This window comes from Sphingobacterium chungjuense, assembly GCF_011316935.1.
GTDB classification, from domain to species: Bacteria; Bacteroidota; Bacteroidia; order Sphingobacteriales; family Sphingobacteriaceae; genus Sphingobacterium; species Sphingobacterium chungjuense.
Genome location: NZ_WLYS01000002.1, coordinates 341,749 through 368,062, shown reverse-complemented (window position 1 = coordinate 368,062; position 26,314 = coordinate 341,749). Strand labels below are relative to the sequence as shown.

Genomic DNA, 26,314 nt, shown 5'->3' with positions numbered 1-26,314 from the left:
ACGATGCAGCTTAGTTGATGGATAATTCTTCCCCATCAGGTTCAGTATCGGTAATGCTGACCGATAATTTATCAATACGACGCGCATCCATATCGATCACCTCAAAAGTGAGATTTTTGTAAGATACAATATCGCCCTCTTTGGGTATTTGATCTAATAACTGAAATACCAAACCTGCCACTGTGGTAGTGCCTGCCAAATCATGTTGCTCTTTTTCTGTAGGCGCAAGGTGGAAAAAGGTGAAAAAATCGTCAATCTGGTAGCTGCCATCTACCATGTATGTGCCATCTGTACGTTTTCGGATATATTTGCTACCACTTACTTCTTCTATAGCCAAGCCGCCGACCATATTATCCATAATGTCGTACATGGTGATAATACCTTGTGGGCTGCCATACTCATCTACCACGATCGCTTGCGTTACCTCTGATTGCCTTAAGGCCTCTAACGCAGCATAAGCAAAACTGTTTTCATGGATAAAAGGGATTGGTTTCATCAATTGTTCAAGATTTAAATCACCTCCATTCAGGTATGCTTTGAATAATGCTTTGCTGTGTACTACGCCTTTGATTTTATCAAATGAACCGTCACACACAGGGTACTCTGTGTGTTCGGCATTCAGGATGAAATCCTTATTTTGTTCAAAACTATTGTTGATGTCAAGGTAGGTGATTTTACTGCGATGAACCATTAAGTTGATCGCTTTTTTATCACCCAAGCTCAAGATACGATCGACTAAATCGTGTTCAATATGTTCGATAATACCGCTGCTCACGCCTTCATCTACCAGTGCTTTGATTTCTTCTTCTGTGACGGTCTCACGTACAGCGTTGATCGCAAAAATAGTACTCAGCAATTCAGTAGATTTATTGAGTAACCACGTAAATGGCCTAATCAGCTTATTGAGTACCATCATTGGTTTTGCAATCCAAGTAGCATATCGTTCTGGATTGGCGGCACCCATTCGTTTTGGAACCAATTCGCCAATCACTAGCGTTAAGTAAGTCGTCGCTAAGACGATGATGATAATCGCCACCGGAAAATTGTAGGGCGCAAGCCAAGTTATGTTGGAAAGAAGCTGGGCTAGGGCTGTGGCAATGTGACCACTGCTGACCACACCAAGTAGAATACCTATTAAAGTAATTCCAATTTGTATTGTAAGCAGAAAACGATTAGGATTGTTCTTTAACAATAATACAGCAGCTGCGGTACTTCTATTTTTACGCGCACCAACTTGTAATCGCGACTTGCGACTGGCCAATATGGCCGTTTCGGAAGTTGCGAGTATCGCATTAATGCATATCAATAATAGAATGATGCCAATCTCTGTAATCATAGGATAGTGGACGATGTATTTATAGGGACAATGATTTTTATATATTGTTTGTTCTTAGCAAATAGAAAGAATCATTTTCTGCACTGATACGATGATCATAGCTACTTACCACATTTATCATCCAATCGGACTACCATGATAACGTTTAGAATAGTAACTGTAGCACAGATCTTCTCACTATATTTGGCATTTGACTGATTTTTAACTCTACTCGACGAACGTGAAGAAAATTCCTATAGCACGGTAGCGGGCAGAGCGTTACTTTTCGAAGCGCAATAGATGACTCGAGTATATTCTCTCGATCCCATAAAATAAGGTTGTGCATCCCTGATGCGCAACCTTATTAGTGAACAACTAATCTAAGATATTACAAAGGACGAATCCAAATATTGCGGAAGCGTACCAGATCTCCATGATCTTGTAAGATAATCGGACCTGGGCCATGCGCCTTCATCACCGGCATACCGATGTATTCTGTCGTGCCTTCGATTTGCGTATTGTTCTGGATCAGCACGCCATTGTGCAATACCGTAACGGTCGCTTTTGAGATCAGCATACCATCTTTATTGAATTGAGGTGCTTTATAAATAATATCGTAGCTGTGCCATTTTGATTCTGTAGCTCGCACCTCGACCAACGGCGGGCGTTGTTTATAAATACTTCCGGCCTGTCCATTAGTATAGGTTGGATTATCATTATTGTCCAACACTTGTAATTCGTACAAGCCTTGCAAGAAAATACCACTATTGCCGCGACCTTGGCCGTTACCTTTCACTACGGCGGGACTTTGCCACTCTACATGAAGCTGGAAATTTTCAAATTCCTGTTTGGTTTGTATATCTCCGCTACCGGGTTTCACTTCCAGTTGTCCATCAATCACTGTCCAGTTGGCCTTCGATTGAGTATTTTTCTGACTTACCCACTCTTGCAATCCGCTGCCGTTGAAGAGGCTGATCGCATCGCTGGGTACACCATTCGCCGCAAGCGTGACGAGAGGAGGCTTGGGCGTGTAAAATTCCGTATCCTCTGGTTTAAATTGTGTTTGCGCCATAAGGGAAGATGTAGCTACGAGGGTGAATAATGTACAGATATAAGTTGTTTTCATTATCAAAATATTTGTTGCTGCTAAATTAGATTTATCCTTCGATTTTTTATGCTAAACTTTGGGAAGTTTGTATCCATTTTCATAATTAGCGACTAGGTAGTTATTGGCCGATTTGTCGGTAAAACTTCTTTTGGCTTTGTCCCAATACAATTTCGTGCCGGTGCGGTAGGCAATATTTCCCATCTGCGAAAAGATCGCAATATTAGCACCCGCTTCGATAGGAGCTTTCAAGATCATGCGATCATTCCTGCGGATGGCATCTACGAAATTGACCATGTGTTTTTCCAACCCATTATCCTTCGATTTTTGCAATGCAATCGCTTGCATTCTATCGCCTTCCGGAATCACTTCCCAACCCTCGCGGTTCAATACTAACGTTCCGTTATTACCAATGAATGATACACCATGATTTCTGGAATAAGGTCCTAAGTCAATGCCGTTAGCATGTTCCCACTGTATATTAAAATCATCAAATTCAAACACCGTAGTCAATGTATCCGGCGTCTCGGCTGCATCGCTAGGATATGCAAACTTTCCACCAGAAGCCATAATGGACTTTGGATCTGCCGCTTTCATGCCGATTAAAGCATAATCCAGCATGTGTACACCCCAGTCGGTCATTAAGCCACCGGCGTAATCCCAAAACCAACGAAATTCGAAATGAAAGCGATTTGGATTAAAAGGTCTTTTCTTAGCTGGTCCCAGCCAGCGATCATAATGTACGCCTGTTGGTACGGCTTCATCTGGTTTTACGGGAATACTTTTCATCCAACCCTGATAGGCCCAAGCCTTTACCAAACGGATTTTTCCTAATTTGCCCGAGTGCACAAAATCAATCGCGTCTGCAAAGTGTTGCTGACTGCGTTGCCATTGGCCGACCTGCACGATACTGTTGTGTTTTTGTGCTGCGGCCACCATGGCTTCACATTCTTTGATGGAGTTGCCGATCGGTTTTTCTACGTACACATGTTTACCCGCATTCACAGCATCTACCATCTGCAAACAATGCCAATGATCGGGCGTAGCGATGATTACGGCATCCACCAGATCACCTTTTAGCAATTCCTGATGGTCGATGATTCTTTTAACCTTCGTGGTTTGTAATTGCGCTAACTCTGCGATTCGCTTGTCCAAGATGCGCTCATCTACGTCGCACAATGCGGTGCATACGACATTAGGCACTTTCAGCAAGGCGGTTAAATTAGCCCAACCCATACCATTCACACCAATCAATCCCACCTTAATGGTTTGTTGGTTGTTGGCAAAGAGACCCGTGTTCCACAGCGCTCCGGAAGCTGCCAAAAGGCCGGCATTTCGCAAAAAATCTTTTCTTTTCATAGGTTTATGATGTCATTACAGAGCAGTGTGCTCCGGTTTACTAACTGTTAGTTCCTCGAAGATAGTCAATTGTTTACTATTTATTCTTAATAATAGGTATTTCCAGCGTATTTGATACTCAAAAAAATCAGCTAGCGCCATTCGTAAAGATTTTGTTAGAATTGCCGTAATTCTGGCCTTACATAGATTAGCCTTGCCGAATAATTTTGGAACTGACAATTATTCCCTATATTGGATTATCTATATCAACCTATTGAAATGATTGCCAATATATTAAAACAGTCGCTGACGACAGTTAGTTTAATGACCATTTTCTGTGCACAAGCACAAAACGAACACAAGCGATACGTACAACAGCTAGAAGGTACGACCTTGCAATTTTCTATGGAAGCGATTCCTGGTGGACGATTCTTAATGGGGAGCACGAGCGGGGGCGCTGCTGATGAACAACCTGCGCATCAAGTGCTTATTGCGCCTTTTTGGATGGGAACATTTGAAGTAACGTGGGATCTATATGAGCCGTTTTTATATAAAGATCTGGAAATAAGACACAATAATCAAGAAAAGCTAGATCCGAAAGTGGATGCGGTCACGCGCCCGACCAAACCGTATCTCGATATGACATTTGGAATGGGTAAGCAAGGTCATCCTGCTTTGGCTATGACGCATTACAATGCGATACAATTTTGTAAATGGCTGTATGTGCGTACGGGGGAATTTTATCGCTTACCGACCGAAGCGGAATGGGAATATGCTTGCCGAGCTGGTTCTAAGACCGCCTATCCTTTTGGGGACGAGGCCGCGAAATTGGATGAGCATGCTTGGTTTGCTTCAAACAGCGCAGGAAAAACAGCTGCTGTTGGCAAAAAGAAACCAAATGCTTGGGGCTTGTTTGATATGCTTGGTAATGTGGCTGAATGGACGTACGATCAATACGATGCCGAATATTATCAGCAGTTTTCAGATGGCGTAGCAGACAATCCTGTGTTGGTTCCGACCAAACTGTATCCGCATAGCGTACGTGGTGGATCTTTTGATAGTGCCGCGCCGGAGCTTCGCTCTGCGGCTCGGATGGCCTCCGATCCGATCTGGAAACAACTCGATCCACAAATTCCGAAATCCAACTGGTGGTTTCCCGAAGCACCTTTCGTTGGTATGCGGTTGGTGCGCCCGGTGAAAAAACCATCGCACGAAGAAATCATGGCTTATTATGATAAAGCTCCTCTAAAAGACTTCTAACTATTTTCTATTATAACAATAAATCTAAAATGATGAATAACTTTAATCGACGTGATTTTATGAAAGCGGGCACAACCTTGGCCGCGACTACTTTTTTAGCGTCTACAAGTCTTGGACGCATGTTTGTAGCTGGATCTGACGAAATCAAAATTGCCTTAGTTGGCTGTGGTGGGCGTGGAACTGGAGCGACATTTGATGCTTTTGCTTCAGGGCAAAATATCAAATTAGTCGCCATGGCAGATGCATTCCAAGATAATCTAGACGCGACCTATAACACGCTTAAAGAGAAGTTTGGAGATAAGATTGATGTGCCCGATAGCCGCAAATATGTGGGTTTTGAAGGTTACAAAGCCGCGATAAAAGATGCCGATGTCGTATTGCTAGCGACGCCTCCAGGATTCCGTCCGATTCATTTCGAAGAGGCTGTGAAAGCTGGAAAGCATGTGTTTATGGAAAAGCCGGTAGCGGTAGATATTCCGGGGGTACACAAAGTATTGGCTGCCGCCGAAGAGGCAAAGCGTAAAAAGCTCAACGTAGTGGTCGGTTTGCAAAGACGCTATCAAACCAATTATAGAGAAGCCATCAAACGCATTCAAGATGGCGCCATTGGAGATATTCATTCAGGTCAAGTGTATTGGAATAGTGGAGGTGTTTGGGTAAAACCACGCCAAGCTGGACAGTCGGAGATGGAATATCAGATGCGTAACTGGTATTATTTCAACTGGTTATGTGGAGACCACATTGTGGAGCAACATGTGCACAATATTGATATCGCTAATTGGGTAAAAGGAAAATATCCAGTTTCTATTCAGGGAACAGGTAGCCGGGCACATCGTACGGACAAGCAATATGGGGAGATCTATGACAATTTTGCGGTAGAGCTCACGTATGATGACGGGTCAGTGATCTATAGCCAATGCCGTCATTTTGAAGGCATCTCGAATCGGGTGGATGAAACGTTTCAAGGAACGAAAGGTCGTGTATACCTTTCGGCAGGAAATCAAGCCGTACTTTGGGACGCACGCGGCAATGAAATATATCGCCACGATCCAAAAGGAAATCCGAATGCGTATCAGCAAGAACATAAGGAACTATTTGAAGCTATTGCCAATAATGAATATAAGTTTGATAATGCCGAATATGGTGCTTACAGTACATTGACGGGTATTATTGGGCGTTTAGCTTGTTATACTGGTCAGGTGATTAAATGGGATCAGGCAATGGCTTCTACGATTGATTTATCGCCAGAAAAATATGCATGGGACGCTAATCCGAAAGTGTTGCCGGATGCAAATGGCATCTACCAAGTAGCTGTTCCGGGTATCAACACCGAATTATACATTTAGTACATGCGTCGAACGTTTTCGGCAGTCGTGCTATTTTTTTTGGTCTTTTGCGGTGCTCTGGCACAGCAAAAGACCTTTTTCATAGCAGGCAAAGCTCAAGGCACCACCTACCATCTTCAATACCTTGCTGAGCATGAAGTCGTAAATAAGTCTTCCATAGATAGCGTGATGCAAGTCATTGACCAATCGATGTCGCTGTACCAGCCGCATTCTTTGATTAGCATGTTCAATCGGCCCTATCATCATGAGTTGGCGATTGATACGCATATGGCCAACGTAGTCCATGCTGCATTGCAAGTGCACGAACAGTCCAACCGTTTGTTTGATATCACGGTGAAACCGCTGGTAGATTTATGGGGATTTGGAATGGAGAGTGTGGATTCTTTTCCCCAAAAAGCACTAATTGATAGTGTCCTGTTTTTTGTCGGAATGGAAAAGATTTGGCTGGAAGGGGAAACTTTGCACAAACGTGATCCTCGGACTGCAATCGACCTTAATGGTATCGCGCAAGGTTATACCGTAGATGTACTCGCTCAGTTGCTGGATAATAGATCCATTGCAAGCTATCTAGTGGAAGTCGGAGGAGAAATCCGAACCAAAGGTCTAAAAACCGATAGAAAGAGCTACGAAATTGCCATCGAAAGACCCGAAGGAGCACAATCTTCATCCTTCGTGTTGCAGTTGACAGATCTTGCCGTGACGACCTCAGGCAATTATCGGAAAGTGGCTTACCACGAAGGAAAGAAAGTGCATCATCACATCGACCCAAAAAGTGGTTTTCCGCTGCAAAATAATGTAGTTAGTGCGACTATTATCGCGCCTACGGCAATGGAAGCAGATGCCTATGATAATGTATTTATGGCTTTGTCGCCTCCAGAAGGAATTGCTTTAGCCAATCGTCTTTCGGGAATAGAAGTGTATATCATTTATGAAGAGCATGGTGTTTTCCACGAAGCATTTTCCAACGGATTTTTGGCATTTGTGAAGCCCTAAAGCGCATGTTAAGGTATAAATAAACAAGGCCTGAAAGATTATACTTTCAGGCCTTATTTTTATACATGTTACGGGCTATTCGTAACCTGGATTCTGATCTAATTTGGTATTTCTGTTGATTTCATCGCGATGAAACGGCATAAAATACATTTTATCATTCCATTGTCGGTTTTCGATACCGGGTTCTAGTTCTACCGGTGTGTAGGTATAGTTATAATTGGCTGTGTTGTACTGATACGTGCGTACTTGCGCACCCGGCTTCAATGTGCCTACTACATTAATCAAGCGAATTTTTGAACCCGTTGTTTGTGGCGCTATCATCCACCGACGGGTGTCGAAGAAACGGTGCTCTTCAAAAGCCAGCTCTACACGTCTTTCATTGCGATAGCGCGTACGCAGTTGCTCTCCCGACTCGGTGATAGCCGGCATTCCTACTCTGAAACGAATTTTGTTAAGCCAATTTTTTGCTTCTGCCTCTTCGCCTAATTCGATACATGCTTCGACATAGTTCAGCACGGCTTCTGTATATTTCAATACTGGCCATGGAATATATTGACGGGTGTTTTGATCGACTACTGCTGGATCAGGATCGGTAAATTTTCGGAAGTAATAGCCTGTGTAAGATCCGTTCCAATCTTCAATCGGACTATTGCGGGTGTCCAATCCTTGATGTGTGATTACGGCGCCCGCAGCATTGTTGATCTGATAACGACCCGTTTGTATTTGGTCGGCAGGATCACGACCTGCTACGTCAGCCGTGCGCGGTTTCCAATCGGCACCATCGTACAAGATCGTGGCGTACAATCGTGGATCTCTATTCTGATAGGGGTTGCTGCTGTGTGCACTATTCTGCCAAGAGAAACGTGTTCCATCGGCCATTTCATAATCATCCACTAGATTTTGGATTGGCGTATTTCCTGCCCAGTTGTGATAGCCGTTAGGTCCATTATTACGCCCTACATAATTTCCAGCTTCGTCTTTCAAGTCAATGAAATAGCGGCCCAACAATATTTCAGATACAGCATCCGCCGCTACAGCTTTACTGCCACCTCCCAAAGAAAGCACTATATAGTTTTGGGTGCCTTCTTCTGCGGTAACTGGCGCTGTTAAACTCATTTCGTAACCTAAATTGGTCATTCTTACGACCTCAAAAGCGGCATCTTTAGCTTTTTGCCAACGTTCAGTACGGCTACCGCTGGTGTAACCTAGAAATTGTGGTTCGGCGTAGCCAGCAATTGTTGTCGCTTTGCCCGAAGCGGTGCTGATATCGTGCAGATCACTTGCTGCATACAACAATACGCGTGCTTTCAGCGCCATAGCAGCTACGTCTGTCGCACGACCTTGTCCGCGACTGCCACCGGTTAATAATTCAGCTGCGCGGTCGCAGTCGCTCACGATAAAATCCACACATTCTTCATAAGAATTTCTTGCTGCTGTGTAGTCATCTTCTCCCAACTCATAAACGCGGTCGATCAATGGCACAGCACCGTAAAAACGTAGTAATTGCTGATAATAGTAAGCGCGTAAGAAGTACGCTTGTCCCAACAAATTGTTTGCTCTGCTATTGTCGGAGAACATAGGTTCCGTTAGGTTTTCAATCGCGATATTACACGCGCGAATGCGTCCATATAGCGGTCCATAGCCATAGCTATCTTTAATCATGCCCTGATCCGCCGAATTAGAGCGTGATTCTGTGATGGTATTGATTCCGCGACCAGGATGTGTAAACATGGATTCGTCCGTTAGAGATGATTGCATCTCTTCGTCGAAACCGCCTTGGCCTAAGCCATTGTAGATTTCAAATACAAAGGCTTCGGCTAAAGCCGGATCGCTCCAAGTCACTTCTTTGGGTACTTCTTCTAATGGTTGCGTGCTGACGAAGTCATCGTTACACGAAATCAAGGATTGTGTAAATATGCAGGCGATTATATAGGAATATATCGATTTTTTAGTGCTCATGATTTGAATATTAAAAAGTTAGGGCTGCGCCAAAATTAATGACCCGTGCTTGTGGATAATATTGTCCCGTTTGGGTGACAGATTCGGGATCGTAGGCGGTCATCTTGCTAATGGTGAATAAATTCAATCCGTTCGCATACACCCTAAAGTTGTTTACGCCCACTTTTTTGGTCCATTCTACTGGAAAATTGTAACCTATTTCCACGTTTTTCAAGCGTAGGTAATCGGTGCTTTCCAACCAATAGGTATTGCCACTCGAATAATATTGATCGCTACGATCCGTTATGCGTGGATGTTCGCTACTTGGGTTATCTGGCGTCCACCGGTTTTCATAAAATTGCAATAAGTAGTTTCCTATCGCGCCAGATTCTTCGGTACTCACCGGTAATTCTGCTCCGGCCGCTCCTTGAAATAGAACTGTCAAGTCAAAACTTTTGTATTGGAAGCCGATATTTACCCCACCTTGAAAGGTTGGGATATTGTTTTTATCCCGACGTACACGATCATCTGGCGTGATTTTTCCATCGCCATCGTAATCGACGAATTTCATATCGCCCGGGCGTAAGTTATTGGTGATAGCACTATAATCTAATGTGTTGGCTGCGATATCTGCCTCATCTCTAAAGACGCCATCGTGGATGTAATACATCCCCGCATTCAACATTCTGCCAGTCGTGCGCTGCCATTCTGGTGCGCCAGCGGCTTCATCCCAGAAGAGAATCTTATTTTTGGCATAACCACCATTCACATTGATGTTGTACCGTAGTTCGCCAACACTGCCATTGTAGCCGATGTTGAGATCAAAACCTCTATTTTCCATTTTACCGATATTCTCGGCAGGTAAGGTCATACCGGTACTTTGTGGTACCGAGGCATTGCGTTGCCATAATATACTGCTCCGACGATTGAGAAACATGTCGAATTCAAAATTCACTTTGCCGTTGAATAATTGACCATCCAAACCGACGTTGTAGTTGTTGGCCACCTCCCACGTGATAAAGCTATTCGGTACACGCGTTTCATAAAGCGATTTTACCAAATTGCCATCTACGATATACGTGCCAAAACCATACGTGGAGAAATATTGATATTCTTGTAATTCGTCGTTGTAGAATATATTGTCATTACCCATTTGTCCATAAGAACCCCGTAGCTTCAATGAGTTGACGAAGGGAACGTTATCCTTCCAGAAGCTTTCTTCCGAGATACGCCATGCCGCTAACACACCCGGGAAAAACCCGTAACGGCTTGCTTGAGGAAACATGTAAGAACCATCGTATCTCCACAAAAATTCAGCGATGTATTTCTCTTGGTAATTGTAGCCCAAGCGACCAAAATAGTTAAGTCGAGCGCGTTCCCAAGCGCCGCCACCATTGTCTTTTTCCGCATCTCCACCAGCAAACATCTGATCGATGGCAGAAGAGATGAAGTAACGTCTAAAGGCTGTAAAATTGTCATTACGGATGGTTTCACGGTTCACACCTGCCATCAAGTTAAAGCTGTGATCGCCAAAACTGCGGTCATAATTGGCCATGGCACCAAGCAAGACGTTGAGTTGATCTTCATTGCCTTGACTCAAAGCCGGGTCAGGTCGTGGACCGCGCAATCCCGGTATCAATTGCGGTGTCACGCCGTCCGCTTCGTAATCTCCTTGCCAGCTATACAAATACCAAGGTGTTTCCCAGCGCTTGCTTTGCTGTATGTATTTGTCGACTGATGCTGTTCCCGTAAATTTAAGGCCTTCCACACCGGGTATTTTGATGTCGATTTGTCCATTTGTCTGAAAATAATACCTTTTGCTGCGGTCATAACCGGTTTGATCAGTAGTGATCACGACAGGATTTTCGCCATTCTCAATATCGGGTCCCGGTAATCCATTTGGCCAAAACGCCGGCTGTGTTGGGTTGCCCCGCATCAGCATCCGGAAGATAGTGCCCGCACTTTTTGTCGGGAAATTGCGGTCTTCCTGTCTCCCCAATACGCCGACTTTCACACTTACATATTCATTGATATCTCCCTCCAAGTTAATTCGCATATCATATTGGCTATAGTTGGTAGCTGAATTCTTATAAAATGCGTCTTGAGTTTGGTACCCAATCGAGGTGAGGTAACGAAAGTTTTCCGATCCGCCACTCAACTGCACATTGTGCTGCGATTGCGGTGTCCAGTTTTTTAATGTGGCGCCATACCAATCGGTATCGGGATGTGTCCAAGGATTGGAACCATCGCGAAATAGTTGAAAGTCCTGTGGTGAAAACGGGGCAGTAATCGTACTGCCATTCGCTCTTTCAAAAAGACCTTGATTACGAAAGGCGGTGTTTGCCGCAGACCACTCACTTACCGGAAGTTTGAAGATTTCAAGTTCATTACGCATTTCTGCGTATTGTGCTGCGTTGGCTAGTTGCGGAATATAAGTTGGTTGCGAAAATCCTTGGTTAAAGGTGTACGATATAGAAGGTTTTCCTTGTTTCCCTTGTTTCGTAGTTACCAAGATTACACCATTTGCAGCACGGGCACCATAGATGGCTGCTGCGGCATCTTTCAGTACAGAGATGTTGTCAATGTCCAATGGATTGAGGCGTTCAAATCCACCTTGACGCGCTGGAATACCATCAATTACGATCAAAGGCTCTGAGTTACCAAAAGTATTCGTGCCACGAATGCGGATGTTGGATCCATCGTTTCCAGGTTCAGCGCTACCTTGAGTTGCGGTAATACCAGCCATTCGACCGACTAGCGCGTTAGATACATTTAATGTGGGCGATTTTACTAAGTCAGCACTTTTTACCGTGGCAACTGAGCCAGTGATAGTCTCCTTCTTTTGTGTACCATATCCGACGACCACCACTTCGTCCAAGTTAGCAAGATCCTCTTGCAACGAAATGGATAACGTAGTGCGTTGATTAACCGCTTCCTCAAGCGTTCTGTAGCCGACCATCGTAAAAACGAGTGTAGCATCTGCGGGCACGTTCTCTAGCGAGAAAAAACCCTCTGCATTAGTGCTGGTTGCAATTTGTGTGCCTTTTACCACGACAGATACGCCTGAAATTGCTTCATTTCCAGACATCGAATTAACGCGTCCAGAAATGGTACTTTGCTGCGTAAAAAGCAGTGTCCTGCTATCGCGCGAAAAGGGTAGCGAAGACGTATTTGCCTGTGCTTGTTTTAACGGTAACGCTAAAACTATCGTGAGCATGGGGCAAAGAGTCTTCCTTAAAACTTCATTACGAATGTTCATAGAATGGTGATGTAGGTTTATAGAGTTAGTAGTTTATAATTTTATGATATTCAGACAGAACATCTAGTGTGTGATGTTAAGCTGCATTTTCATAGGTAATCATAAACTTAGGAATTGTCGGGTAACTATCCAAGGATATTTCAGTATTATTCGTGAACTTTTCCTGTTTTTATGAAAAAAATAAATTATAATGGTAGTTTTTGCCTTCAGTAATTTTTAGAAAAAATTCTCCAATTAGACGATGAAAAGGATGTTTTTAGGCAATAAACGATGTTTCGTCCTGGTATTAACAAGATTGGTAGATTTTTATCGATTAATAATGAAATCGGTATTATAGGTTTTACGATACTTGTTCCATTGCTAACGAATATTTGGGTTGATTATTTATTGTTTCTGGTAAATTAATAGGGAAGGGGTAATACTTGACAATGTCAATAATTTGAACTAATCAAGCTCGTTTAGGCAAGTGAATATACCTATTATATTACTTCCCTGCTATAGCTGCATTTCGTATCGAAATTGCTTTATCGTAATGTCAAATTCTGTAGAATTTGTTGTTGCAGCCCTGGCACTTGTACCTTTTCAGCGGAAGAAAAAATAGAAGTGATTTGACAGCGGTATGCCTGGGCACGCGCAAAATGTGATTTTCTAGCCCACAATTAGGACATGAACATGAGGTTTGTGCTGCTTTTGTACTCAAAATATTTGCTGTTATCTTTATTGACTTAAAATATAATGTGAGCAAATATAATGTCATAACACCTAAATCTGACCTATTTGTTGCAAAAGATGGTAAATTGTAGTGTGTTTCCTACGGTTTCAATGTATTGTCTATTAACGATCAGTTTACTCAATTTTTGTTCATCCTATTTTCGGAATATCCACTAGCCTGCTCTATGTTATGCATAAATATTATGCAATCGATTGCATCCGTGTTCGGCTTTCAGAAGTCTTTCTATTTTCCCATATTGCAGTACGCTTTTAACGAACCAATTTCAAAGCAGCTACTGAGGTAAAACATCAACTACAAGCATGAAAAATGAAACAGATCTGATATTGTCAATAGCAGCACACTTTCAAACAGAAGGTGTGATCTCACACGTGAAGCGTTTCGGATCAGGTCATATCAACGACACGTTCAGGTTAGATACAGCGGAGGGCCAGACACCGCCTTACTTGTTACAGCGAATTAACCGCTATATTTTTCCTAATGTGCAACGTTTAATGGAAAATATGAAGTTGGTGTGCGATCATTTGCAACGCAAGTTGAAGCATTTAAGTAAAGATGAAGTACAGCGTCAGACGCTTACTATTATTCCGACGACTAGCGGTAAGTTATATTACGAAGACAAAAGCGGAGATTGTTGGCGGATGCTTTTGCTGATTGAAGATACGTATAGTGTAGATGTCGTCAGCGTGCCTAACCAAGCCTATGCTGCAGGTAGAGCTTTCGGAGACTTTCAACATCAATTGGCCGATTTGGATGCAAAAAAAGTACATGTGCTTTTACCACGATTTCATGACATCGATTATCGTTTGGAGAACTTAAGCAACGCATTGGTTGCACACCCTTCTGGCAGAACAAGCGAACCAGAAGTGCAAAAACTGCTGCACGCAATGGAAAGCAGAAAAGAGGGTATGCGGCGAGATTTTAATAAGCGTATTGTGACAGTTTCACCCATGCGGATCATTCATAATGACACAAAATTTAATAATCTATTACTAGGTCAAGATGGACAGCCGCAGTGTGTGATCGATCTGGATACTGTGATGCCGGGTTACGTTGCTTTTGATTTTGGCGATGCAATTCGTACCATTATTAATAGCGGGCCGGAAGACAATCCTGATTTAGAAAATATCACGTTGAATATGCCGCTATTCGAAGCGTATACTAATGGCTACTTACAAGAAGCGGGCTCATTCCTGAAAACGGCAGAGGTAGAGTCACTATTGTATGGCGTATATTTGCTGCCATATATGCAAATTTTACGCTTCCTGACGGACTATATCGAGTACGATCCTTATTACAAAATCCAATATCCATCGCATAATTTGGTGCGTGCTCAAGCGCAATTTAAGTTGTTAACCGAATTGGAAGCACAACGACCTGTACTGCAATCGATCTTACAACAAGCTGCTATTTCTTAGATACTATGCTTGCTATACACTTTACATCTGCCCGCGTCCAAGATTGGCAAAGCTACCACGACGCCTTAAATTTATTTTCAGCTGCTGACTGGCATGCTATTGACTCGGTGAATTGGCCAGATCACTTTCCATATGCACCTGATGTACGTTTTCAAGCCATGTATAACGCAGATTATTTACTATTACACTATGCCGTAGAAGAGGAATTCGTGCGTGCTTGCGCGGTAAGACATAATGAAGCCGTGTATGAAGATAGTTGTGTAGAATGTTTTATTTCATTTGATGCTGGAAATACGTATTTCAATATCGAGTTTAATGTGTTAGGCACTGGGCTCATAGGTCACAGGAGCACTATTCGCGAAGAAAAAATGCGTTTAGACGCAGAATTAGTGAATCGCGTAAACACCTTTACTAACGTGCAGCAGATCGCCGGAAAGAAAAATTGGCAGATAATCATGGCGATACCGTTCGACCTATTGGGGCAGGATGGTAATACATTAAAAGGTACATCTGCACATGCTAACTTTTACAAGTGTGGAGATAAATTGCCCATACCGCACTATCTATCTTGGCAATCCATTCTTACACCACAACCGACTTTTCATGCGGTAGAGTATTTCGGGGAGATCTCTTTTTTATAGATTAATCTTTGCTTAGGGAAAGCGAACCTGTGGTACCGTATGCCGTAATCACAATGCCCGTCACGATAAAAAATAATCCGACAATCTGTACCCAAGACAGTGATTGCTTGAAGTACAGCGCCATACCAAACTGAACGGTTACGAAAGTACCACCAGAGCACAATGCAATGACGATCGGTTGTGGGAAATAGCGAAATAACTGAATCAAGAACCAACTGGCGGTCAGTAAAATTGTGTTGCCCACTATAAATGCGTGCCAGTGGTATTTCGGATAGATGCCTCCATATTTAAAGAGAACAGTGGATAAGAGCTGACAAGCCCAAAAGGCGATAAAATATAGCGCATTCATACCTTGATGTTTGATGCAGTAAATCTACCTATTTTACTTGAAATTTGATATTCTTGTCAAGGACCTATTGTAAATCCATTCATTGTTTGTTAAATTACAACAAACGGATTTGAACCTATGCACTACGAGCGATTTTTGAATTATCTAACCCATGAACGGCGGTTTTCGAAACATACTGCGGTTGCGTATACGCTGGAGTTAGAGCGATTCAAAAGTTTTCTGGAAGAAGAACAAACGATGCTGGATCAGGTCGATTATCGCGTGCTACGATTTTATATCAGTGGGCACAAAGAATCGGGTAAGGCATCTACCTCGGTCAATCGTACTATTTCGGTGTTGAAATCTTTCTTTAAGTATCTCTTGCGTGAAGGAATAGTCACGCAGAATCCCGCTACAGCCTTGAAGTCACTGCGAACACCTAAAAAACTTCCGGTCACGGTAGAGAAAGATAAGCTAGTAGCATTGCTCGATCAGGAAACAAGCCAAACACAGACTTTTGCCGACAGGAGAGATTTGCTCGTGATGGAATTACTTTTTGGCACTGGGATTCGCCTCTCCGAATTGATAGCTATTGATGATGAAGATATAGACGGTTATGGCCGGCAGATTCGTATTCTCGGCAAACGGAACAAAGAAAGATTGGTACCTATTCATGATCTGCTTTATGATCAGATCATTAGCTATCAAGTGGAAAAGAAATCTGTGTTTTTACAAAACATGTCGACCCATCTGATCGTTACAAATAAAGGGAAGCCCGCGTATGCATCGATGATTTATCAGATTGTTAAAAAATATCTGACACTCGTCACTTCACAGAGCAAACGCAGTCCGCACGTGCTGCGGCATAGCTTCGCGACATCGCTGTTAGACAATGGAGCTGATTTGAATGCGATAAAGGAAATATTAGGTCATGCCGGACTAGTGGCTACACAAGTGTATACACACAATTCGGCAGAGCGATTAAAGTCTATTTATAAACAAGCCCATCCAAAGGCTTAAAAAAAGGAGGAAAAATGAATATTACTGTACAATGCATTAAATTTGATGCAGACCCTAAGTTAGTTGAGTTCATTAACAAAAAAGCGGAAAAGTTGGAACAGTTTCTGGACAACATTATCGACGGACTTTGTAACTTACGTGTGGAAAGTGTCGGAGGTGAGGCCGACAAGTTTGTAGAGTTCAAGTTTAATATCCCTGGAAATCAATTGTTCGCAAAAGCACAAGCCAAAAGCTTTGAAGAAGCAGTTGATGTTGCATTGGAATCGATTCGCCGACAGATTAATAAACATAAAACCAAGACGCGCACGAATGCTAGTAATCACAAAGAAGTGATTAATCAGACGGAGGAGTTTTAGAGAATCAAGATAGCGCAGCGATGCGCAAACTTACCATAAGAAAAGGGAACCATTTGGTTCCCTTTTCTATTATGCAAAGCACTGATGCGGTAGGTTATATATCTTTGACATCATCTTTCGCTTCATTCGGATCTTCTGTGTCAGGTAGATCTTCTGGATTGCCCTCCTCTGTGTCTGGCACATCAATATTTTCGTCTTCCTTATCTGGGTTTTCAATTTCCTTATTTTGCTTTTCAATTCCCTTATCATCGCGGATTCGCTGATCTTCAGTCGGCTCAACCTCCGACCTGTAATTGATAGGCCGATTGCTGGTCATAGCCCATGCTTGAATGCCCGGCGTAGGATGATGTAAGGGATTCGTATAGCAGAGAATCGCTCCTATAATGATAGAAGAGCTGTGATTTTGTTTGTCTGTGTGGTTTTGTGTAGTCGTCATATCAGTACTAATTTTAGAAATGCAGCGCTATAAATTGAACAGTAGACTCGTAAAAAAGTTTACAAAATATGCCGCTTAATTTCGGTTTAAATAGCTTCTGAAGTAGTGTTCATCAGGTTATGTTATACAATATAAAGGTAATAAATGGATTGTTACCTGTTCTTTAAGAAATTATGAATCATTATTTAAGAAATAGCCTGACCATTAGGCATGCTTCGGTCTGATTCCATCGCATTTATTCAGGACAGCCAAAGTGTTAGGTTTAAAGTTTTTGAGGGATTACCGTAGAAAATTTTAGTAGAATAGGCGCAGCTTAGCCAGATGAAAATAACAGCGCAAGATTATATTATCCAAGCAATACTAGATTGCTTGGAAGATACCATCCAAGGGAAAGGTATTAAATTGTTGAATGATGTTGTCTATGATCTCAATAAAACAAATAGTTACATACGTTTTACTCCTAAGGATGGAAGAGAGTTTAGATCAGTCGATGCATTTTGGTTAGGATTCATGGTAAAGGAGTTTCTATAGGGGAGTGGATGCTCAATAAAAATATGGATATTAGTGAGAATTTATGACTAAACAGCCACTTTTCCGTCAAGCGCTCCTGATTGCTGGTATTGCGATAGGTATATTTAGCGTATACACTTTCATGTTTTCTAATGACTCTACAGATGCAAAACGTAGTGCGTATGTAAAATTCCTATGCAGTGTGGGCGGAACATTATTGCTTATCAAATTGCATATCAGGCATAATAATGGGAAGAGTAGTAGACCCTAAGTGTATCGTGATGTTATATTTGGTATAAAAGGTAAAATGATAATACGTTGTTGTAACGTGTGAAAAAAAGTTGTTATAAAATTTCCTTATATATTGAATTTTTATAAAAATTTTATTACTATTGTGTTATAATAATATGTATGCCCAGCCCCCGGGTAACAAATAGTAGTTAGGTACTGACCTCCTGAATTCTGGTAGATACGGGAGGTTTTTTTTATGCTCCAATAGATTTTGATATAAACTCGTTCAGTGCACTATCCAAAGACACATTTTACGTAAGCATAATGATAGGTAATAAAAAAACGCATTAGTTTGTGACTAATGCGTTTTAAAATGTTACTTGGTGGGAAATACTGGGTTCGAACCAGTGACCCCTACCTTGTCGAGGTAGTGCTCTAAACCAGCTGAGCTAATTTCCCGATAAAAAAGATTACTTGAGGTGATTTATTATCACTTTTTAGAGGTGGTGCCAGCTGGATTCGAACCAGCGACACAAGGATTTTCAGTCCTTTGCTCTACCAACTGAGCTATGGCACCTTAAGTTTTTATTTTGTATCTGTTACTTTCAGATTTAGGTTGCTACCGGCATTTGCTGCTGATAACGTTACAAAGGTATAAAAGTGTTGTTTAATTGCAAATGCTTACTACATAATAATTCGTAATAGGCATCTAATCACCATAATAAATTTGCTGTAATAGTTCTAAGAAGTCGTAAAATAGTGCCTATCTCTGTATAAATTGAAATTTTCAAGAATTTCATTAAATTGCTAAGAGGATTATAGTCGGTCTTTTCACGGTTAAAACCCGTCCCTTATACTTCTAAATACACTTAATATAAAAGAGATGTTGTCAGACTATTTGAATAGTGCGAAAAGCCAATTTGCGTATTACAAAAAGTTGGGTGATGGAACGTTTAATCAGCTTTCAGAAGATCAGCTTATTTACAAATACGATGCAGCATGCAATAGCATCGCCAATATAGTAGTACACATGCATGGAAATATGCTGTCGCGTTGGACAGATTTTCTAACTACGGACGGCGAGAAGCCTTGGCGCCATCGAGATACAGAATTTGAAGATCCTTTGGTGGATAAAGCAGCAGTGCTGCAGAAATGGGAAGAAGGCTGGGGTTGCTTATTTCAAGCGTTAAACTCCTTGCAGGAATCGGACTTTACGAAAGTGGTTTACATTAGAAATGAAGCGCATTCTGTTGTGGAAGCCATCAATAGGCAATTAGCCCATTATCCTTATCATGTTGGGCAAATCGTGTTTATCGGAAAGATGCTGCGTGGTAATCAATGGGAATCACTGTCGATTCCCAAAGGGAAGTCTGCTGATTACAATGTAAGCATGCTGACCAACCCTAAAAGCAGTTTTAAGGAGAAACCGGTTTATACTTTAATTCCAATACGATTTTTTAAATACATGAAGATAATAAGAATAGATAAAGCAGATTATGAATTGGCGGTAGCGTTGTTTAATGATTACCGTATTTTCTACAAGCAGCCATCCGACATGGATTTAGCGCGTGCGTTTTTGCAACAGCGTTTGGAAAATAATGAGTCAGTAATCTATGCGGTTATGGATTCTGATGCGGTTGTTGGGTTTACGCAATTGTACCCCAAGTTTTCTTCTATGCGAGCGACGAGAAATTGGGTGCTCAATGATCTTTTTGTCGATCCAAACTTTCGTAAAAAAGGAATCGGTGAAAAGCTGATCCAGGAAGCCATCGCATTTGCCAGATCGGACGGTGCTACCTTTGTAGATCTTTCTACGGCGGTAGATAATTATACTGCGCAGCGACTGTATGAGCAGATCGGTTTTAAGAAAAAAGGTAGTGATACGGAGTTCTATGATTATCGAATAGAATTGTAGAAATGGGAATAATTATAAAATTGAGACGTTGAAATTTAAAAGCCAAGAAGTCATACTAAAAAATCGCGAGCGGGTAGTTATTCGTGAGGCTGAAATAATCGATTCTAAGAATATTTTACGAGCCATTCGAACCTATTTGCCACAGAGTAACTTCATTCCTAAGTTGGAACAAGAGCTGATGATGACTGACCCACAAGCAGAAGAATGGGTTGCAAAGTTTGCGGAGCAAGCACATTCACTACTCTTAATCGCTGAATACAATGGGGAAATCATTGCGAACATCGACCTGACTGGAAGCGGCAGGAAAATTATGGCGCATACCGCAATGATTGGTATGGGTATTATAGAAGGATGGAGGAACTGTGGCTTAGGTACTGAGCTACTGCAAGCTGTTATTCATTGGGCAAGGCAATCTACTGTCTTAGAATTGCTTTGGCTCCAGGTTTATACTGAAAATGATATTGCACTGGCGATATATCGTAAGATGGGATTTGTAGATGCTGGATTGATAAAAGATTTTTTCAAAAAGGATGGAAGATATTTCGATAACCTGACCATGACGCTGCGGGTGAAATAAGGCAAATGACTTTAAAATCAATAGAGAAAAAAGGTGAAATAAAATAAGGAAAGGTTTGTTTTGGAAAATTTTTGTGGTGCCAGCTGGATTCGAACCAGCGACACAAGGATTTTCAGTCCTTTGCTCTACCAACTGAGCTATGGCACCTTTTGCAACCACATTTTTGTTGTTTGTTGCGATGCAAATGTAGCTTCTTTTTTCTGAAATCGAAACATTTCGAGTAAATAATTTCGCGCTAACAAGCAAATGCCTGATTTGTATGGAGATAATTTTTGACAACAAATAAACAACTCGAACGATTATTAAGGGTATCTTTGTCCCTCCATTGAAATGCTATGAGTAAAAGAGGAAGAGTATTGGTAGCTATGAGTGGCGGAGTAGATAGTTCCGTCGCTGCGGTAATGCTCCATGAACAAGGATATGAGGTCATCGGAATCACGATGAAAACCTGGGATTACGCTGCGTCAGGCGGTTCGTCTAAGGAAACAGGATGCTGTAGTTTAGATAGTATCAATGATGCACGTTCATTGGCGGTAAGTTATGGTTTCCCACATTATATATTGGACATTAGAGGAGAGTTTGGCGACTTTGTGATCGACAATTTTGTGGATGAATACATTGCTGGCCGTACACCCAACCCGTGTGTGTTGTGTAATACCCACATCAAGTGGGAGGCTTTGATGAAACGCGCCAATATGTTGGATTGCGAGTTTATCGCTACTGGCCATTATGCCAATATCAGATTACACGACAACAATCGCTATGTGATCTCCAAAGGTCGTGACGAGAATAAAGATCAGTCTTACGTACTTTGGGGTGTTACCCAAGAGAATTTAGCGCGTACGCAATTTCCGTTAGGAAGCTTCACCAAGGCGGAGATTCGCCAGATGGCTTTGGAAATGGGTCAAAAAGAGCTAGCTGCCAAGTCAGAAAGCTATGAGATCTGCTTTGTGCCAGAGAACGATTATCGGGCGTTTTTACGGCACAAAAAACCAACCTTGGATCAAGAAATTGGTCCCGGAAACTTTTTGTTATCAGATGGTACCGTAGTTGGTCAGCACATTGGCTATCCGTACTTCACGATCGGACAGCGCAAAGGATTAGGTATTGCTTTAGGTAAGCCCATGTTTGTGTTAGAGATCTTGCCAGAAAGTAATTCTGTCGTATTGGGCGAAGAGCATGAGTTAGAAAAATCACAAGCATTCGTGCGCGATGTGAATTTGGTGAAATATGCTTCTTTGGATCAGCCTATGGAGGCAGTGACTAAGATTCGTTACAAAGATTCGGGCATGTTATCCACCATCACACAGCAAGGAAGTATGATGCAAGTAGACTTTACACATCATGTAAAAGGCATTGCGCCCGGACAATCAGCCGTGTTCTATGAAGGCGATGACTTGTTAGGGGGTGGTTTCTTAATGAAATAATGATAACTGAAGAGCTTTAGCGGCTTACCTGTAATAAAAACGCCCGTTGCTATTCGTAGGAACGGGCGTTTTCTGTTTCTAAACCAATGGTCTTTAAGATTCCAAATCTTTTAACCGAATGCTCACGGCATTTTTATGCGCTTGCAAACCTTCTAGCTCAGCTAAGATTTCCACTGTAGATCCGATTTGGCGTAAGCCATCTTGGGACAATTGCTGGAACGTAATCTTCTTTACAAAAGAATCTACCGAAACACCAGAATAGGATCGGGCGTAGCCCGATGTCGGTAAGGTGTGGTTGGTGCCAGAAGCGTAATCGCCCACACTTTCCGGTGTGAGGTGACCTAAAAAGACTGATCCAGCATTTTGCACGCCATATACCAGTCGCTTCCACTCATCCGATTGGATAATGAGGTGCTCTGGCGCATACTTGTTGGAAAATGCTAAAGCAGTAGTGATATCTGTGGTGCAAATAGCATAAGAGTTTTCTATCGCTTTTTGCGCAATGGCGGCTCGTGGAAGTTCTCTCAATTGCTGCTGCAAAGCTTGATTCACCGCTTCAATCAACGAAGAGCTGGTCGAAACAAGCACGGCTTGGCTATCTGCGCCATGTTCGGCCTGTGCGAGCAAATCAGCCGCAATGTAATCGGCATTTGCCGATTCGTCTGCAATCACCAATACTTCCGAAGGCCCGGCCGGCATATCAATGCTTACCTGCGTGCGGCTTTGAATGAGTGATTTTGCTTTGGTGACAAACTGATTGCCCGGCCCAAAAATCTTGTCCACACGCGGAATACTTTCCGTTCCGAAAGCCATTGCGGCCACCGCTTGAGCGCCACCTGTTAAGTAGATTTTTTTGATTTGCAACAGCTTCAAGCAATAGGCGATAAAGCCATTCACCTTGCCGTCTTTTTGCGGCGGCGAACACACTACAATTTCCTTGCAACCCGCAATACGCGCTGGCACGCCCAACATTAATAAGGTCGAAGGCAATACCGCAGATCCGCCAGGAATGTACAAGCCGACTTTCTCAATAGGTCGCACTTCGCGCCAACAGGTAACGCCCGGCATGGTTTCAATCGTGCGTTCTTTCTTGAGCTGGGTAGCGTGGAATTTGTGAATATTTTGAAAGGCGATCTCCAATGCCCTTTGTTGCTGTCGAGAAATGGTAGCCGCTAATGCTTCGATCTCTGCCTCATCTAAATACAAAGCATCCAGCGAGATTTGATCATATTTTAGTGCAAGCTGCCGCAACGCATCGTCGCCATTTTGCTCGACTTGCGCAATGATCTGCTCTACCGTATCCTGAATAGCATTGTTTGGATCCGTATTCCGCAAGGTAAGGCGGTCAATATCTTGTGCAGAAAGCTGTTCGTATTGATACGTCTTCAACATATTTATAAAATGATTTTTTCAATCGGCATCACTACGATTCCTTGAGCTCCGGCCGATTTCAGCGTATTGATCTTGCCCCAGAAATCTTCTTCTGGAATAACCGTATGTACTGCTACCCAACCTTCTTCTGCTAAAGGCACAATCGTTGGCGATTTCACACCTTGTAGCAACTCCGTAATTTGCGGGAGGTTTGTTTTTTCTACATTCAACACTACATATTTCGTTTCCTTCGCGCGCAATACGGATTGGATACGTTGTAGCAATTCGCACAAAATTGGATTCTCTGCTAAACCAGCGCGGCCGATCAAAATTGCTTCCGAAGTGCTCACATCTGCAAAAGGTTTCAATCCATTATTCTTCAACGTGCCGCCTGTAGATACGATATCACAAATTGCCTCACTTAATCCCAAACCAGGCGCAATCTCTACCGAACCAGAGATTGGGTGTATTTCTGCCGAGATGTGTTTGTCTTTTAAAAATTTGCCAAGAATGTTAGGGTAGGAGGTAGCGATGGATTTGCCGTCAAGGTCTTTGATGTCATTAAAGTTCGAGTCTTTGGGTACAGCCAACTTTAAGGTACATTTACCAAAACCCAAACGCTGCAAGTAATCGACTTTCGCAAGCGACTCATCAATGACGTTTTCGCCTACAATTCCCAAATCGGCTATTCCTTGCTCTACATAATCAGGAATATCATCATCCCGCAAAAAGAGAATTTCTAGATTGAAATTAGATACAATGGTGATCAGGGAACTTTTATAATTTTCGAAATCAAGGCCACAATTTTTTAGTAACTGTACAGATTTCTCATTCAGTCTACCCGATTTCTGGATAGCAATTTTTAGATTTTTCAAAATATCTTTAAATTATTTGTTGAAGGATACTAATTATTATTCGAACATCCATGGGATGGAATGCTTCACGTAGAAACACATACATTTATCTATCGCCACAATGGCGATGATGGACAGGTACGTGATATGTGATGAATAAAATCATGTGTATTAATTCACTGGTAAATATAGGATTTACCGTTCGTAAATCCAAAATTACCATGCGCGAAATAGGAAAGTATTCCGATATTTTTAGCACTAAGATAATGCTGGTTTGTGGTTTAGAGGGCAGAGATTCGCATAAAATGTGTATTTTGTCATTTCAAAACTCAGACAATAAATACGTCTATTCAACGACGTGTATAAATACGAAAGATGCATCAAGAACATATTTTGAAAGCGACCTGTTTTGGAGAGATTCTGTGGGATCTTTTTCCAGGGAAAGATAAAACTGCTGGTGGCGCACCATTTAATGTTGGCTATCACCTGCACCAAATGGGCATTGAAGTACATATGATCTCTGCTGTGGGTCAAGATGCATTGGGCGACGAACTGTTGCAAAAGCTCGATCGCTGGAATATGTCATATAATGGAATACAACGTAATATCGATTATCCAACCAGTACCGTGGTGGCCACGATCGATGACGATAATGAAGCTCATTACGAGATTAAGGAAGGCGTCGCCTGGGATCACATCCAATTCATGGAAACGGATATACAACAGCTAAAAGAAGCGCAGGCGTTAGTATTTGGCTCATTGGCAGCACGTCATTCGGTGTCTCGCGAAACTCTTTTTTCGCTTGTCGAAAGCAGCTCTTATCGCATCTTTGATGTTAATCTGCGACCACCGTATATCGACCAGGAATTGCTGTTGCAACTGTTGAAGAAATCTGATCTAGCAAAATTCAATGCAGCCGAATTACAATTGGTGCTGTCTTATCTGGGGAAGCAATATGCAGATGTACAGGATGGCATATTTTTCCTGCAAGATCATTTTGAGATTCCCGAAATCATCTTATCGCGCGGCGCATCTGGCGCCACCTATTTTCATGGTAGAGACATATACTCCTTACCAGCCGCGAAGGTAACCGTGAATGATACCGTAGGAAGTGGTGATTCCTTTCTGGCTGGATTTATTTCCGGTCGTCTTTCTGGTATGAATGCAGCAGAAGCGCTGGAGCAAGCCATTTGCTTAAGTGGGTTCGTTACGTCCCAATCGGGAGCTTGCCCAGATTATACGCAGCAAGATATTGTGGCAATGAAAGATGCTTACCGTCAGCAATCCTAGAATTTCCGATCTTTATAATAATAGGCTTTGTCTTCTTCGGTAATAGTCTTGATCACCCGACAGGGATTACCTACTGCGACCACATGGGCAGGAATTGATTTGGTAACCACCGATCCAGAACCAATCACCGTGTTCTCGCCAATTGTAATGCCCGCATTGATAACAGTATTACCACCAATCCAGCAGTTGTCGCCAATGTGAATTGGCAAAGCATATTCCCAACCAGCAACGCGCGGCTCCGCATGAATTGGATGACCTGCGGTAAATAAAGAAACATTGGGGCCAAACATCACATTTTCACCGATGGATACCAAAGCGCAATCAAGTATTGTCAAGTTGAAGTTAGCATAAAAATTTTCACCGATCATGATATTATAACCATAATCACAGCGAAATGGCGGCTCGATCCAAAAAGCTTTTCCAGTCTTACCAAAAAGATTTTTGATGATCCGTGCACGATCTTTTATACGAGCAGGAGCGAGGTTGTTGTATTCCATCAATACCTCCTTCGCCTTTTGGCGTTCGTCGAATAGCTCGCGGCCATCCGCGCGGTAAGGTTCGCCAGCAATCATTTTTTCTTTCGCAGTTTTCATATAAGTTGTGCCCGATTGTAAATCCGAATATACAGTTTTATGCAGTATTTCGTATGAAAGTTG

General features: G+C 42.3%; 22 protein-coding genes and 3 tRNA genes. 12 read left to right on the top strand and 13 right to left on the bottom strand.

Translation table 11 applies throughout. The features are described from left to right. Positions 1–10: 10 nt before the first annotated feature. From GKO22_RS06365 to GKO22_RS06355, 3 genes are all read right to left on the bottom strand, one after another. Entirely contained in the window at positions 11–1,336 is a 1,326-nt protein-coding gene (locus GKO22_RS06365; protein ID WP_166333336.1) for a hemolysin family protein, read from the bottom strand. 367 nt (positions 1,337–1,703) lie between these two features. Next, the gene (locus GKO22_RS06360) at positions 1,704–2,441 is read right to left on the bottom strand and encodes a 3-keto-disaccharide hydrolase (RefSeq protein ID WP_166333335.1); all 738 of its coding nucleotides are present in this window, start codon (positions 2,439–2,441) and stop codon (positions 1,704–1,706) included. A 51-nt stretch (positions 2,442–2,492) separates the two neighbouring features. Continuing rightward, complete coding sequence (locus GKO22_RS06355) at positions 2,493–3,779, bottom strand: Gfo/Idh/MocA family protein (RefSeq protein ID WP_166333333.1); 1,287 nt, start codon at positions 3,777–3,779, stop codon at positions 2,493–2,495. A 258-nt stretch (positions 3,780–4,037) separates the two neighbouring features. On the opposite strand from GKO22_RS06355, the gene GKO22_RS06350 reads away from it, so the two are divergent. The 3 genes from GKO22_RS06350 to GKO22_RS06340 are packed head-to-tail and all read left to right on the top strand — an operon-like array spanning position 4,038 to position 7,357. Continuing rightward, positions 4,038–5,018: a formylglycine-generating enzyme family protein gene (locus GKO22_RS06350; protein WP_317165703.1), complete on the top strand. Its 981-nt coding sequence runs from the start codon at positions 4,038–4,040 to the stop codon at positions 5,016–5,018. Between the two features lie 29 nt (positions 5,019–5,047). After that, positions 5,048–6,364 (top strand): Gfo/Idh/MocA family oxidoreductase, encoded by a 1,317-nt coding sequence (locus GKO22_RS06345; RefSeq protein ID WP_206367833.1) that lies wholly within the window; start codon positions 5,048–5,050, stop codon positions 6,362–6,364. A 3-nt stretch (positions 6,365–6,367) separates the two neighbouring features. After that, a complete protein-coding gene (locus tag GKO22_RS06340) occupies positions 6,368–7,357 on the top strand; it encodes an FAD:protein FMN transferase (protein WP_166333331.1) in 990 nt (329 codons plus the stop codon). A gap of 75 nt (positions 7,358–7,432) precedes the next feature. Here the strand turns inward: GKO22_RS06340 and GKO22_RS06335 are convergent, their stop codons facing one another. Further along, the gene (locus tag GKO22_RS06335) at positions 7,433–9,316 is read right to left on the bottom strand and encodes a RagB/SusD family nutrient uptake outer membrane protein (protein WP_166333329.1); all 1,884 of its coding nucleotides are present in this window, start codon (positions 9,314–9,316) and stop codon (positions 7,433–7,435) included. 10 nt (positions 9,317–9,326) lie between these two features. Beyond that, complete coding sequence (locus GKO22_RS06330; RefSeq protein WP_166333327.1) at positions 9,327–12,512, bottom strand: SusC/RagA family TonB-linked outer membrane protein; 3,186 nt, start codon at positions 12,510–12,512, stop codon at positions 9,327–9,329. A gap of 1,074 nt (positions 12,513–13,586) precedes the next feature. Here GKO22_RS06330 and GKO22_RS06325 point away from each other — a divergent pair. Next, complete coding sequence (locus GKO22_RS06325; protein ID WP_166333325.1) at positions 13,587–14,702, top strand: phosphotransferase enzyme family protein; 1,116 nt, start codon at positions 13,587–13,589, stop codon at positions 14,700–14,702. Between the two features lie 5 nt (positions 14,703–14,707). After that, entirely contained in the window at positions 14,708–15,343 is a 636-nt protein-coding gene (locus tag GKO22_RS06320; RefSeq protein WP_166333323.1) for a carbohydrate-binding family 9-like protein, read from the top strand. Position 15,344: 1 nt separating this feature from the next. Here the strand turns inward: GKO22_RS06320 and GKO22_RS06315 are convergent, their stop codons facing one another. Next, entirely contained in the window at positions 15,345–15,692 is a 348-nt protein-coding gene (locus tag GKO22_RS06315) for a hypothetical protein (protein ID WP_166333321.1), read from the bottom strand. Positions 15,693–15,809: 117 nt separating this feature from the next. Between GKO22_RS06315 and GKO22_RS06310 the strand changes: the two genes are divergently transcribed. Then, positions 15,810–16,691: a tyrosine-type recombinase/integrase gene (locus GKO22_RS06310; RefSeq protein ID WP_166333319.1), complete on the top strand. Its 882-nt coding sequence runs from the start codon at positions 15,810–15,812 to the stop codon at positions 16,689–16,691. A gap of 14 nt (positions 16,692–16,705) precedes the next feature. Beyond that, positions 16,706–17,047 carry a ribosome hibernation-promoting factor, HPF/YfiA family gene (gene hpf / locus GKO22_RS06305; RefSeq protein WP_166333318.1) on the top strand — a complete coding sequence of 114 codons (342 nt, stop codon included), beginning with the start codon at positions 16,706–16,708 and terminating at the stop codon, positions 17,045–17,047. Between the two features lie 94 nt (positions 17,048–17,141). Here hpf and GKO22_RS06300 read toward each other — a convergent pair whose 3' ends face one another. Then, positions 17,142–17,483, bottom strand: coding sequence for a hypothetical protein (locus GKO22_RS06300; RefSeq protein ID WP_166333316.1), 342 nt, complete (start codon positions 17,481–17,483; stop codon positions 17,142–17,144). Positions 17,484–17,804: 321 nt separating this feature from the next. On the opposite strand from GKO22_RS06300, the gene GKO22_RS06295 reads away from it, so the two are divergent. Further along, positions 17,805–18,014, top strand: a complete 210-nt coding sequence (locus GKO22_RS06295) for a hypothetical protein (RefSeq protein WP_166333314.1) — start codon at positions 17,805–17,807, stop codon at positions 18,012–18,014. A gap of 591 nt (positions 18,015–18,605) precedes the next feature. Here GKO22_RS06295 and GKO22_RS06290 read toward each other — a convergent pair. Together GKO22_RS06290 and GKO22_RS06285 are read right to left on the bottom strand one after the other, a co-directional pair. After that, positions 18,606–18,683, bottom strand: a tRNA-Val gene (locus tag GKO22_RS06290). Positions 18,684–18,728: 45 nt separating this feature from the next. Further along, positions 18,729–18,801, bottom strand: a tRNA-Phe gene (locus GKO22_RS06285). A gap of 306 nt (positions 18,802–19,107) precedes the next feature. Here GKO22_RS06285 and GKO22_RS16635 point away from each other — a divergent pair. Together GKO22_RS16635 and GKO22_RS06270 are read left to right on the top strand one after the other, a co-directional pair. Further along, complete coding sequence (locus tag GKO22_RS16635) at positions 19,108–20,139, top strand: GNAT family N-acetyltransferase (RefSeq protein ID WP_240920167.1); 1,032 nt, start codon at positions 19,108–19,110, stop codon at positions 20,137–20,139. 28 nt (positions 20,140–20,167) lie between these two features. Continuing rightward, positions 20,168–20,716 carry a GNAT family N-acetyltransferase gene (locus GKO22_RS06270; protein WP_166333312.1) on the top strand — a complete coding sequence of 183 codons (549 nt, stop codon included), beginning with the start codon at positions 20,168–20,170 and terminating at the stop codon, positions 20,714–20,716. Positions 20,717–20,790: 74 nt separating this feature from the next. On the opposite strand, the gene GKO22_RS06265 is transcribed toward GKO22_RS06270, so the two are convergent. After that, positions 20,791–20,863: transfer RNA gene (locus GKO22_RS06265), tRNA-Phe, on the bottom strand. Positions 20,864–21,051: 188 nt separating this feature from the next. Between GKO22_RS06265 and mnmA the strand changes: the two genes are divergently transcribed. Next, positions 21,052–22,143 (top strand): tRNA 2-thiouridine(34) synthase MnmA, encoded by a 1,092-nt coding sequence (gene mnmA / locus GKO22_RS06260; protein WP_116774584.1) that lies wholly within the window; start codon positions 21,052–21,054, stop codon positions 22,141–22,143. A gap of 93 nt (positions 22,144–22,236) precedes the next feature. Here the strand turns inward: mnmA and hisD are convergent, their stop codons facing one another. Both hisD and hisG read right to left on the bottom strand, forming a co-directional pair. Beyond that, a complete protein-coding gene (gene hisD, locus GKO22_RS06255) occupies positions 22,237–23,535 on the bottom strand; it encodes a histidinol dehydrogenase (protein WP_166333310.1) in 1,299 nt (432 codons plus the stop codon). Between the two features lie 2 nt (positions 23,536–23,537). Beyond that, the gene (hisG, locus tag GKO22_RS06250) at positions 23,538–24,389 is read right to left on the bottom strand and encodes an ATP phosphoribosyltransferase (protein WP_166333308.1); all 852 of its coding nucleotides are present in this window, start codon (positions 24,387–24,389) and stop codon (positions 23,538–23,540) included. A 354-nt stretch (positions 24,390–24,743) separates the two neighbouring features. Here hisG and GKO22_RS06245 point away from each other — a divergent pair, with 354 nt between their 5' ends. Continuing rightward, the gene (locus tag GKO22_RS06245; RefSeq protein ID WP_166333306.1) at positions 24,744–25,658 is read left to right on the top strand and encodes a PfkB family carbohydrate kinase; all 915 of its coding nucleotides are present in this window, start codon (positions 24,744–24,746) and stop codon (positions 25,656–25,658) included. On the opposite strand, the gene GKO22_RS06240 is transcribed toward GKO22_RS06245, so the two are convergent. Next, on the bottom strand, positions 25,655–26,251 hold the full coding sequence (locus tag GKO22_RS06240; protein WP_166333304.1) for a sugar O-acetyltransferase: 597 nt from the start codon (positions 26,249–26,251) through the stop codon (positions 25,655–25,657). The genes GKO22_RS06245 and GKO22_RS06240 overlap by 4 nt on opposite strands. Positions 26,252–26,314 lie beyond the last annotated feature (63 nt).